The sequence below is a fragment of the Veillonella sp. ACP1 genome, assembly GCF_000286635.1.
In the GTDB taxonomy this organism is placed as follows: domain Bacteria; phylum Bacillota; class Negativicutes; order Veillonellales; family Veillonellaceae; genus Veillonella; species Veillonella atypica.
In genome coordinates this window covers 137,651-149,922 of sequence record NZ_ALKL01000010.1, presented here as the reverse complement: position 1 = coordinate 149,922, position 12,272 = coordinate 137,651, and the positions used below count along the sequence as shown (strand labels likewise).

Annotated in this window: 12 protein-coding genes and 1 tRNA gene; all 13 read right to left on the bottom strand. The window is 38.0% G+C overall.

Going from position 1 to position 12,272, the window contains the following annotated elements; genetic code table 11:
* Positions 1 to 102: 102 nt before the first annotated feature.
* Positions 103 to 1,041, bottom strand: a complete 939-nt coding sequence (locus HMPREF1151_RS03855; protein WP_009661053.1) for a ComEC/Rec2 family competence protein — start codon at positions 1,039 to 1,041, stop codon at positions 103 to 105.
* A 4-nt stretch (positions 1,042 to 1,045) separates the two neighbouring features.
* Positions 1,046 to 2,614, bottom strand: a complete 1,569-nt coding sequence (locus HMPREF1151_RS03850; RefSeq protein ID WP_009661178.1) for a bifunctional ADP-dependent NAD(P)H-hydrate dehydratase/NAD(P)H-hydrate epimerase — start codon at positions 2,612 to 2,614, stop codon at positions 1,046 to 1,048.
* A gap of 2 nt (positions 2,615 to 2,616) precedes the next feature.
* The gene (gene acpS, locus HMPREF1151_RS03845) at positions 2,617 to 2,985 is read right to left on the bottom strand and encodes a holo-ACP synthase (protein ID WP_009661096.1); all 369 of its coding nucleotides are present in this window, start codon (positions 2,983 to 2,985) and stop codon (positions 2,617 to 2,619) included.
* A gap of 83 nt (positions 2,986 to 3,068) precedes the next feature.
* Positions 3,069 to 3,833, bottom strand: a complete 765-nt coding sequence (locus tag HMPREF1151_RS03840; RefSeq protein ID WP_009661272.1) for a hypothetical protein — start codon at positions 3,831 to 3,833, stop codon at positions 3,069 to 3,071.
* Positions 3,834 to 3,924: 91 nt separating this feature from the next.
* A tRNA-Leu gene (locus tag HMPREF1151_RS03835) sits at positions 3,925 to 4,008 on the bottom strand.
* A gap of 54 nt (positions 4,009 to 4,062) precedes the next feature.
* Positions 4,063 to 4,824 carry a 5'/3'-nucleotidase SurE gene (surE, locus tag HMPREF1151_RS03830; RefSeq protein ID WP_009661258.1) on the bottom strand — a complete coding sequence of 254 codons (762 nt, stop codon included), beginning with the start codon at positions 4,822 to 4,824 and terminating at the stop codon, positions 4,063 to 4,065.
* 17 nt (positions 4,825 to 4,841) lie between these two features.
* Positions 4,842 to 6,104: a glycosyltransferase family 2 protein gene (locus HMPREF1151_RS03825; RefSeq protein ID WP_009661087.1), complete on the bottom strand. Its 1,263-nt coding sequence runs from the start codon at positions 6,102 to 6,104 to the stop codon at positions 4,842 to 4,844.
* 18 nt (positions 6,105 to 6,122) lie between these two features.
* Positions 6,123 to 6,794 carry a CDP-diacylglycerol--serine O-phosphatidyltransferase gene (gene pssA, locus HMPREF1151_RS03820; RefSeq protein WP_009661306.1) on the bottom strand — a complete coding sequence of 224 codons (672 nt, stop codon included), beginning with the start codon at positions 6,792 to 6,794 and terminating at the stop codon, positions 6,123 to 6,125.
* Positions 6,787 to 7,428 (bottom strand): phosphatidylserine decarboxylase family protein, encoded by a 642-nt coding sequence (locus tag HMPREF1151_RS03815; protein ID WP_009661204.1) that lies wholly within the window; start codon positions 7,426 to 7,428, stop codon positions 6,787 to 6,789. Before HMPREF1151_RS03815 ends, pssA begins: the two co-directional genes overlap by 8 nt.
* Positions 7,429 to 7,440: 12 nt before the next feature.
* Entirely contained in the window at positions 7,441 to 8,163 is a 723-nt protein-coding gene (locus HMPREF1151_RS03810; RefSeq protein ID WP_009661134.1) for a WecB/TagA/CpsF family glycosyltransferase, read from the bottom strand.
* 12 nt (positions 8,164 to 8,175) lie between these two features.
* A complete protein-coding gene (gene guaB / locus HMPREF1151_RS03805; protein ID WP_009661167.1) occupies positions 8,176 to 9,633 on the bottom strand; it encodes an IMP dehydrogenase in 1,458 nt (485 codons plus the stop codon).
* A gap of 84 nt (positions 9,634 to 9,717) precedes the next feature.
* On the bottom strand, positions 9,718 to 9,903 hold the full coding sequence (locus HMPREF1151_RS03800) for a 4-oxalocrotonate tautomerase (protein ID WP_005379145.1): 186 nt from the start codon (positions 9,901 to 9,903) through the stop codon (positions 9,718 to 9,720).
* A 126-nt stretch (positions 9,904 to 10,029) separates the two neighbouring features.
* Positions 10,030 to 12,072: an ATP-dependent DNA helicase RecG gene (gene recG, locus HMPREF1151_RS03795; protein WP_009661197.1), complete on the bottom strand. Its 2,043-nt coding sequence runs from the start codon at positions 12,070 to 12,072 to the stop codon at positions 10,030 to 10,032.
* Positions 12,073 to 12,272: the final 200 nt, after the last annotated feature.

Below are 12,272 nucleotides of genomic sequence, written 5' to 3'. Positions count from 1 at the left end.
TGTTTCGTCTCATCGTTCCAATCTATCCATAAACTAATGTTAGATTATAGATAGATTATTTCATACAAACATGAAGATAGGTATACGGATTATACATATCTATCATCGTTCTGTAGAAATTTGCCATTCATTCCCATCCGTACTAATGTGAATACGTCCCATCGTATCTGTACGATAAATGGCGATATTGTGTTCATTCAAATGACGTAATGTCACATCATGAGGATGACCATATTTATTATATAACCCACAAGAGATTAATGCACTCTCTGGTTTGACGGATTTTAGGAAATCTTCAGAACTACTTGTTCGCGATCCGTGATGCCCCACCTTCAAAATACGAGCAAAGAGCTTACTATTTTGCTCTTTTATAAGCCGTTGTTCTTCTTGTAATTCTGCATCACCTGTAAAGAGCATAGAAAATTTACCAAATATAAATTTACCAACAATAGAATTATTATTTAAATCCGGTTGCCCTTTTTTATCTACTAATATATCATCCCAAGGCGCATATACTACAAATACTGCACCATGACCAAAATCAACAGTACCACCTTTTTTTAACGTAGTGCGTTGAATATTCTTTTTCTCAATCCATTTTTCATATGTTTTATACATATTATTGTCAACAGAAATACCATCATCATATACATGTTCTATAGGCATTGCTTTTGCAATAGCTAAAAAACCACCCATATGATCTGCATGAGGATGTGTGATGATGACATTTTTAAGCTTTGTAACACCGAGGTTATGTAGTTGGGCTACAATATTTTCACGATGTTCTATATCTCCCGTATCAATCATGCTATACTCATCACCAACTTTAAGAAGTATTGCATCCCCTTGGCCGATATCTAGCATATAGATATCAACATGCCCTTCTGCATTAGTCTGCTTTGTATCAATAGAATAATTGGATGATGCCGACACGGCTTGTGTAGCCGCTTTGGATACATCTGAATTCGAACAACCTGCTAGTACAAACAGTGGCACTAATAAAGCTATTAAACAGAGTAGTATTCGTTGTAATCGCGTCATCTACCTATCCTTTCAATAACTCTTGTAGTACCAAACCAACGGATTGGCTTACATCACTTGGTGTATAGCCCCAAGGTTTTTCTTTAGCCAATATATCAGCGCTTCGACTATGTACATAGACACCTAATAAGGCCGCAGACTGTAAAGAATAACCTTGTGCTACAAAGGCGGATATAATCCCCGTTAAACTATCACCCATTCCTCCTGTTCCCATACCAGGATTGCCTATCATATTGATATATACTTCACCGGTAGGAAAAGCAACTAAACTAGGAATTCCTTTTAAAACGAGCACTACATTATGAGCTACAGCAAATTGAATCGCTAACTCTACATAATGCTTCTCTATAAAATTAATGGATGTATCAATAAGACGGCTAAACTCGCCTAAATGAGGTGTCATAATACAATTTTTAAACTGCATATTGCCTTCATAAGTAATAGTCTTATCCCCATGTGCATAAACATGTCCTATGGTGCCAAGAGCATATAATCCATCAGCATCGATAACCATATGTCCCGATTGTCGTTCTAACAAAGAATTTACCAATACTTTAACGTCATCTGTGCGTCCTAATCCAGGGCCAACGGCAACGACGTCATAGGATTGTAAATTAATGGAACCTAAGTGTTCTAATGGCAATACCATGACTTCTGGTATGCATTTAGACTGTACGATAGGTCGCACACCATTAGGAACTGCTAATGATACCTTACCGGCTCCACCATGTACAGCTGCCTCTGCACTCATGATAGGTGCCCCTATCATGGATTCAGAACCACCGACAATCAAAGCGTTACCATTAACACCTTTATGTGCCTGTGGCATACGATCACTGAGTTCTAGTGAAGCTAAACGGTCATATAAAACATAATGGGATGTGTTAAATGGAGCCTCTGATCCTAATGCTAATTCCCAAGGCACTCCTAATGGTGCGATTATTACTGTGCCGGCCAAGGATTTACCAGGATATAACAATAGACCTTCTTTAATAGATCCAAAGGTTACTGTCGTATCATAGGATAATGCATAATCAGAAGCCTGTCCTGTGGTCGCATCAACACCGGCTGGCACATCGATAGCCCATAGGGAAAATCCATATTGGTTGCGTTCCACATCGATATCATGTAACACAGAGGTTATAGATTCTCGTAATTCACCTTGAAAACCAGTTCCCATCAAACCTTCTACGACAACATGAACACGGGACCAATCACTAAAACTTTCAAAAGAAACAATATCAATTCCCATGGCACGAACCATGGTTAGTTGTTTATTAAATAGCTCACTACCATGTGACACATTGCCTACTAATGCAATGGTAACGGGAATTCTTTGTTCCATTAAATGACGAGCCGCTACCAGTCCATCGGCTCCATTGTTACCAACACCGCACACAAATAGAACCATACCTGTAAAAGGATCCTCCCTAAAACGGTTTCCTTCTACATCTACCAACGCATCGGCTATACCTCGACCTGCATTTTCCATGAGCACTTCCAAAGGCACGTGTAGATGACGCGGTACATAGGCATCAATATGTTGTGATGCTTCTCTCGTTAAACTGTACATAATTACCCCTCTATGATGACCGTACTCATAGCGTACGACCGACAGTGACTAATAGAAACTATAGATTCTGTATACATTCGTTCTTGCATAATTTTTTTGAAAGCCCCCGTTATGATTAGAGATGGAGCCCCGAATTCATCATGGCACACCTCAATATCTTGCCACGATCCATATCGCAATCCAGTCCCTAATGCTTTCAAAAAAGCCTCTTTTGCTGCGTAAATACCTGCATAGGATTGATAGATCCCTGTGCGTTTACTTTCACAATAAGCAATTTCACGTTCCGTATATACGCGCTGCCGAAAGCGCTCTGAACGGTCTATGGCTTTTTTAATTCGATCAATTTCTATTATATCTGTGCCTAATCTCATATCATAACCTCTTATATGTCGATTATCTATCTTTTTATTATACACAATTTTGTTAGATTAATCATTGATGAAAGTACAGTCTATTAATAGTTAAGCATAGTATAAATAAAAACTTTATGATTCATATTTACAGCAGCGTACATTATGTTATGACGCATATCCATATCTTCAATTTCAAGATTTTTTGGAAAAGAAGCAATCTTGGTAACGTTTCCTGTTTTATCTACAGTAATAACAGTGGATAACGTTGCAAATATAGTTTTACCATCATTAGCAAAGGCACCATTATTATTATAATCATCATAATTAGCATCTATATCTTTAGACTGAACGAGTTGAAACTGTGATGTATAGTAATTGATACGTCTCATTGTTGCATCTATAGGGACAATCGACATAAACTGATTCGTTTTTTTATCATAGGCTAAATTAAATACCCGTTCAGGAATCGTAATAGTATTGCCAATACTCATTGTATCTGCATCTATTGTAGTAATGCGATGGCCATCAATCATAGCATTCGTAGTGTATAACAAATTAGTGTCTGGATTATAGGTAAGCGTATTCATATGTGCTAATACATTAGCATCACGAAACTTATAGGTTCCAACAATATCAAATGTTCTTGGATCTAGCTCATATATAACTTGTCGCGTATTTTCAGAATTAATACAAGCTAGTACAAATACATCTTTTTTTGAGTTATAGCAGAATCCTTGACATTGATTGACGGAACTATCAATGGGTATCTCTTTTAATAGCTTTAAATCAACCATTGTCTTGCTAACATCTTGTTGCTGCAGTGCATATGTTATTGGTAGATAATCCATAATATGTTGTATGTCCATAGAGACCTCTATCATTTTACTTGAATCGTATAAACAAAAAACAGGTGATAAGATTACTCTTATCACCTGTTTAAGCGTTTCCGCTTGTAGTTGGTGCCGGAGGTGGGACTTGAACCCACACGGTGTTACCCGCTTGATTTTGAGTCAAGTGCGTCTGCCATTCCGCCACTCCGGCGTCTCGGAACATTTGTAATTATATAGGAATAACAAAGGTCTGTCAACAAATTTTTTATATTTTTTCTAAAATATTTGTGAGTGTATGCATCGCCACATCATCTTGCTGTTTCCAGGTCAAAGTAACACCTGTAATATAACCTTTTCGAGCGTATTCAACATCTGTTGGTACGTCTTCCTTTCCACAATCCAAGTCTCCAGCCAACCAATAATAATCTTGACCTCGTGAATTAATTCTAGCATCAATTATATTACTATAGGTTTGAAGTCCTTGGCTCACCAATTTAAAATGATCCCAATCACAAATGCCGCGCAATGGGAAATTAACATTTAACAAGCCTTCAAAATTACCATTTACATAAATTTTCTCAATTAATTCATGAATAAACGGATGCATTTCATGACCACGCTCAATCGAATATCGCTCTACAGATAAAGCAAGGCCAGGGATTCCATAAAAAGCACTTTCCATGGCTGCAGATACGGTTCCTGAATACAATACATCAGAACCTAAATTAAAGCCATGATTAATACCTGAAATAACAAGATCAGGCATGTCATCGGCTAATAAATAACTGAGGCCAAATTTCATACAATCAGATGGAGTTCCTGTAAGTGCATAAAGGCGAGGATTTTCATCCTCGCCATTGTACGCATCTAATTTTAAAGGAATCTCAGTCGTCAATGCATGGGATTTAGCACTTTGTTCAGTAGCTGGTGCTACAACGGTAACACGATAATATTGACTTAAATACGTCGCTAATTGGCGTAAGCCATCAGCTAAAATGCCATCATCGTTACACATTAAGATATGCATAGTCACTCCTATAGATTCTATTTTTTATTCTTATTCATATCTCCCATACGGGTCAATTTAACATCACCCAAGCCAACTGCTCTTGTATGTACCGTATGAGACCATTCCTTATTATGACGACGGAACCATCCTAAAATATTTACTGGAACCCATGAATATACAAAAATTGGATATAACAAATAGTAGAACCAGATTTTAGGTGGCACCTTAATTTTCAATAACACAATCAATGGGAATAGATATTGTCCAATACCTATGATTTGCCATACGGACATAGGCATAATTTGGTACAAAATATTGGTGTAAATTGGTACATATGCATTGATATAAGAAAATACCAAATATACAGTCGTCAACAATAAGAAATATGGCTGACTCACTTGCAAAATACCATCTAAAATGACAATATTACCTTGCTTAATACCCGCTGCAAATAATTTAGGAATATAACGATCTGCACAATCAAATTGACCTTGTGCCCAACGCAAACGTTGTTTACAAGAAGCCATCATAGTTGTTACTTTTTCATCATACACGATAGCATCATGAGCCCATGTCGTCTTAATACCATGTGTTAATAACTTCATAGAGAACTCCATGTCCTCCGTTAAGCTTGTACAATCCCATCCGTATTCTTTAATAATAGATGTACGAATACACATACCCGTACCGCCAAGTGCCGTTGATAAACCAATACGATATTTGGCTAAATGCCACATATGGTTAACCATCCAGAACATGATTGAAAAAGTGCCCGCAACCCATGAATCTGTAGGGTTTTTGGAGTTAAGATACCCTTGAATAACAGATTCACCTTTTTCGAGGTGATCATTCATCTCTAACATAAATTGAGGGTGTACCAAATTGTCAGCATCAAAGATGAGGAATGCATCATATTTCCTATCCATTTTATCCACGCGGTCAAACATCCACCCCATGGCATACCCTTTACCAACCTCTTCTTTGTTGAAACGTTCGTGTACATTAGCTCCTGCGGCACTGGCCACTTCAGCCGTTTTATCAGTACAATTATCCGCTACAACAAAAATATCATACAAATCGTCTGGGTAATCTAAACCTTTTAAGTTTTTTACGAGCTCTCCTACTACAGCCTCTTCATTATGAGCACACACAACAATGGCGAATGAATTTTTTGGCGTATAGTTTTTATGAACTCGAGACCGCCACATACCTATAACGGCAAGTACGAAATAATAAACCGTATAAATTACGATTATTACCTGCATAGGGATCAATATCAGATCCAGTAGGTAATCCATAAGACAAACCTCCACAGTCTATTTGCGCACTATATTCAACGCCGTATTAAACAGACCAAACAACACATAACCAGTAAAAATCATAACAGCCCATGTATGCCAATCATATACCAATGCAGCAATGATGATAAGAGCAACCAATGCGATAGCAATTTTGCTAATGCGAACTGCACTGTGACCTTTAAAGTCAGGATATTTTACTTCACTAACCATTAAGATACCAACAAGAATCATGGACACAAACAAGACTAGTTGTGGGACTTGCACACCACATAAAATATAGGTAGCCGCTAAACAACCTGCTGCTGGAATAGGAAGACCTTCAAAATAGCCGTGAACTTCATCCGTTTTAATATTAAAACGAGCTAAACGAAAAGCGCCTAAAACAGCAAAGGCTAATAACGGAATATAACCGAGCCAGCCTAATCCTTGCAAATCACTAACATACAGCATATAAGCAGGGGCAACACCAAATCCGACTACATCGGATAAGGAATCTAATTCACGCCCCATAGGACCTGCTACGCCTAATGCACGTGCCACACGCCCATCTAAACCATCTGCAATCAGTGATAGTATCACACAAATAGCCGCCCCAAAGGTATTGCCCGTAGCAGACAATGTAATGCCGATAACACCAAATGCTAAATTAGAACTAGTAAATAAATTTGGAATAACTGATTTATTCATGACGGAGCCTCCCGATAATTGTATCGCCACCAGTAATATGTTGACCTTTTTCAATGCAAATCTCTACATTTTTATCCATGTAAATTTCAGTACATGAACCAAATTTAATCATACCATATAACTGGCCACGTTGTAATACACTATCAAGATCTGTCCAAGAAACGATACGACGAGCTAATAAACCTGCAATTTGTGTGACGAGTACTTCTGTTTTATCGTTTTCTATACAAATTGTATGACGTTCATTTTCAAACCCCACATCTTCTTTGAAAGCAGGTAAAAAACTCCCCATCGTATAATGACGATATGTAATTTTGCCTTCAATAGGAGCTCGATTGGCATGCACATCAAAAACAGATAAAAAGATTGTTACCTTTTTACATTCTCGATGTAAATACAAATCTTCATATACATCTTCAATTTCCATTACCTTGCCATCAGCTGGAGATAAAATAGCATCTGGGTCAGTAGGAATGTTGCGTTTTGGATTTCTAAAAAAGTTCACAAAAAATAATGCCAAAATAAATGTAATGATTGCGATACTATAATATCCAAAATACACCGCTATAATCGTAATGAAGAGCATCACTCCGATTAAAGGAAATCCTTCTTTTATTATTGGTCCTGTAGGCACAACTAAACTCCCCTATTTATTCTTAATAACAGTCCACATAAACTTTGGTATAGCCAACATTCGGCCTATACGTTTAGGTTCCAGATATAATCTATATAACCATTCTAAACGATTACGTTGCATCCAATGAGGTGCGCGTGGAATATTTCCAGCCAATACATCAAAAGACCCTCCTATACCAATGGCTACAACGCCTTGTAAAGAGGATAGTTTTTCTGAAATCCATTGTTCCTGTTTTGGCACACCTAATGCAACAAATACGAGCTTAGCACCCGAAGTTTTAATATCGTTAATAATGCGTTGTTCCTCTGCTTCATCAAAGAATCCATCATGGATGCCAGCTATATTAATAGTACCATACATTGCTTGTAAATTAGAAACTGCTTGTTGTGCTACACCAGGCGCAGCACCTAAACAATATATGGGGATTTGATTGCTTACAGCATGTTTAAACAATTCTTTGGTAATATCAACACCAGTAACGCGTTCAGGCACTCTTTCACCCATGCGTTCCGCTGCCCATAATATACCAGCTCCATCAGGAACAACTAGACTAGCGGAATTCAAGATCCCGTGTAACACGGGATCCTGATTGGCTAGCATAACCATTTCAGCATTGGCAGTTGCTACAAGATGTAGCCCTGATTGCTTCGTCATCTCTATAATTTTTGAAACTGCTTCGTCCATAGTGATGCAATCAATAGGGACGGATAATACCGAAATACGTTTACTCAAAATAATACTCCATTATAAACCACTATAGTTCGGTGCTTCTACGGTAATACTTACATCATGTGGATGACTTTCTTTCAAGCCTGCTGCCGTAATTTGAATAAATTGAGTATTTTCAATCATTTCTTTAATATTATGGCAACCACAGTATCCCATACTTGCACGTAAACCACCAACCATTTGGAAAATAGTATCTGCCAACATACCTTTATAAGGTACACGACCTTCGATACCTTCAGGAACTAATTTTTTAGCTTCTGATTGGAAATAACGATCTTTACTACCAAGTTTCATAGCCCCTAAGCTACCCATACCACGGTATACTTTATAGGAACGGCCTTGGTAAATAACAGTTTCTCCTGGGCTTTCATCAGTACCAGCAAGAATATTACCCATCATAACAACATTGGCACCAGCTGCAATCGCTTTCGCAATGTCGCCAGAGTATTTAATACCACCATCAGCGATGATTGGAATACCATAACGTCTTGCGATTTGAGCGGACTCATAGACAGCAGTGATTTGAGGTACACCAATACCAGCAATGACACGTGTTGTACAAATAGAGCCAGGTCCAATACCAATTTTAACAGCATCTGCACCAGCTTCAATAAGAGCCTCTGTACCAGCTGCCGTTGCCACATTACCAGCAATAACCGGAATATGTGGATATGCTTGTTTAATTTCTTTTAATGTACGCAATACACCTGCAGAATGACCATGAGCAGTATCGACGATGATAACATCGGCTTTAGCTGCTACGAGAGCATCTAGACGATCATACATATCTTTAGAAACACCAACAGCAGCACCAACTAATAGACGGCCGCTAGCATCCTTTGCAGAATTAGGATATTTTGTAGCTTTTTCAATATCTTTAATAGTGATTAAACCCTTTAAATTACTATCTTTATCAACTAATGGTAATTTTTCAATACGATGTTTGCTCAAAATGGATTTAGCCATTTCCAAGGAAGTACCTTCAGGAGCTGTAACTAACCCTTCACTTGTCATACATTCGCCAATTTGACGGGATAAATCAGTTTCAAAACGCATATCGCGATTTGTAATGATCCCTACTAGTTTACCATGTTCTGTAATAGGTACACCAGAGATTTTATATTTACACATCAACTCTTCTGCATCAGAGAGAAGGTTCTGAGGGCTTAGGAAAATCGGATCAACGATAACACCATGCTCAGAACGTTTAACTGTATCAACTTCATGAGCTTGTTCCTCGATGGACATATTTTTATGAATAACACCCATACCGCCTTCACGAGCCATGGCAATGGCCATACGGGACTCAGTAACAGTATCCATACCAGAACTAATCATTGGGATATTTAGTGAAATATCACGTGTTAATTGTGTCTTTAAATCTACTTGATATGGTAATACATCAGATGCTGCCGGCACTAACAATACATCATCAAAAGTCAATCCACGCATACCGAATTTATCGTCTCTCATTTGTTTTTCCTTTCTCGTATAATAAAAAACAAAACTACGACCCATTCTAGCCCAGTGGGCTAGAACGGATAATCGTAGCTTTCATTAGCGTTCAGACCGCAAAATGCCGCCTTCCATAAAATCATCTTTTTTCATATCAACAAAAATAACCTTAACTGCTTCTGCAGGAACCTTTACGATGTCTACAGTAGCCTTAGTGATAGCTTCACCTAATTGTTTCTTTTGTTCTTTTGTACGACCTTCAACGAGTTCAACATGAATTAATGGCATATGGCACCTCCATAGATACAAAAATATTGTTTTTTATATTATACGAGAATAGGCCGTTATATACAAGGGGAAAACCTAGATAAAACCTAGTATTATCGCACCTTATAGAATTATTAGCCCTACCTCTTAATTATACAATATTCTAAGAAATTTTTCACCAAATCTTTTTGATAATTCTTCTTTCATTTGAATTTCTAGTTGATTGGTGCCAAATTCTCGGATATATGACAGTACATCATTACGTGCCGTAACTAGTATATCTATATCTTTTATGATATTAGCGACCCGTAAATCAGGTAATCCTGATTGCGCAAGTCCAAACAATTGGCCAGATCCACGCAGTAATAAATCTTGTTCGGCTAATTCAAATCCATCTTGCGTGGATTCCATCAACCGCAACCGTTCTTGACTGACATCCCCCTTGGAATCGCTAACTAATATGCAATACGCCTGAATGTCACCACGTCCAACGCGACCTCGTAATTGGTGTAATTGGGATAATCCAAAACGCTCAGCCCCTTCTATGCACATAATCGTCGCATTAGGAACATTGACGCCAACCTCTATGACGGTTGTAGACACGAGCAATTGAATGCGTCCATTATGAAAAGCTTGCATCACCTCGTCCTTTTCTTTTGGATTCATACGCCCGTGAACAAGGCCCACTTCAAAACTTTTATAAAAATAGTCTTTCAATTCCAAAAAGAGTTCTTCTGCTGCTTGTAAATCAAGTTTTTCAGATTCCTCTACTAGAGGGCAAACTACATATACTTGATGTCCTGCCGCCATTTCCTTACCAAAGAACACGCGTAATCGTTCTTTATATGAGCTATCTACTACATAGGTCTTAACCGGTTTACGTCCTGGAGGCATTTCCTTAATAAGGGATACCGCTAAATCACCATATACGGATAGGGTCATCGTTCTCGGAATCGGTGTGGCCGTCATAATCAAGACATGAGGATATACGCCCTTATGTTGTAATGCGGCACGCTGATTAACACCAAAACGATGCTGTTCATCGATAATAACCAATCCTAAATTCTTGAATTGAACCTTGTCCTGAATGAGCGCATGGGTACCGATAATCAATTGAATGGTTCCATTTGCTAATTCCTCATAGATTCTATCCTTTTCTTTTTTAGGTGTGGATCCTGTAAGCAATGCAATATTAATAGGCAAAGTTTTACAAAATTCAGTTATCCCTTCATAATGTTGAGTCGCTAAGATTTCTGTAGGTGCCATGATAACAGCTTGGTATCCATTTTCTACGGCTTTTACAAGGCTCAATGTAGCTACAACAGTTTTGCCAGAGCCCACATCACCTTGTAGTAATCGTTGCATGGGCCGTTCATCTTGCATGTCTTGTGAAATTTCAGTTACAGCACGCTCCTGATCACCAGTTAATTTAAAGGGTAAATTCGATCTGCATTGTGCCATTAGTACCCCATCTGGTTCCATCTTAGGCCCTACGTGACATTGCTCTTTATTTCTAAGCAGAGCCAATCCAGACTGCATGATAAATAGTTCTTCATAGGCTAATTGATACCGTGCTTTTTCATGACGTTCACTACTTGAAGGAAAATGCATTTCCTTAAATGCATCATATCGCTTCATACTCGCATGATAATTCATGATTTCAGGTGGTAAAATTTCATCCATTGTATGATGCGCTTCGAACCAATTTCGAATCGATGCGCGCACCACATATTGAGAAACGCCATCCACCAAGGGATAAATAGGAACAATGCACGTATCTGGCATAGCATCTGGCCCGAGATTTTCTATTTGCGGAGAATTCATCTGCATAGAACCATATTGAAATTCGGCCTTACCGTACGCATAGAGGCGTTGACCTTTTTTGTAAAAGTTCTTTTTATATCCTTGATTGAATAATACAATCTTCATCGGACCAGTTCCATCTGTGATGATAACTTCTAAAATAGATAAGCGAGGCCGTGGCCGTTTTTCCGTAATGGATACGACAGTACCTACAACCCCCGCAGTAATACCAGTTTCCAATTCTTTTATGGAATAAATTTTACGTCTATCTTCATAGGAGCGTGGAAAATAAGCCAATAAATTGGATACAGTATCAATGCCTAATTTATGAAGTTGTTTTTCTCGACCTGGTCCAATTCCCTTAATAGAGGTCAGTGCTTCGTTCATTATAATGCCTCACATACAACATACTTAATGAATATAGTGAAAATATATCCATTTTTATATTTCTCTTGCCATATCTCATAGATTTCGACTACAATATTAGCTATAGTATACCAAATATTGTAGTATATTTCATAAAATATCAATGCATGTAGTAAAAACACTTGCTTAAACCTTGTCTTTATGATAATATACTTTTGTTA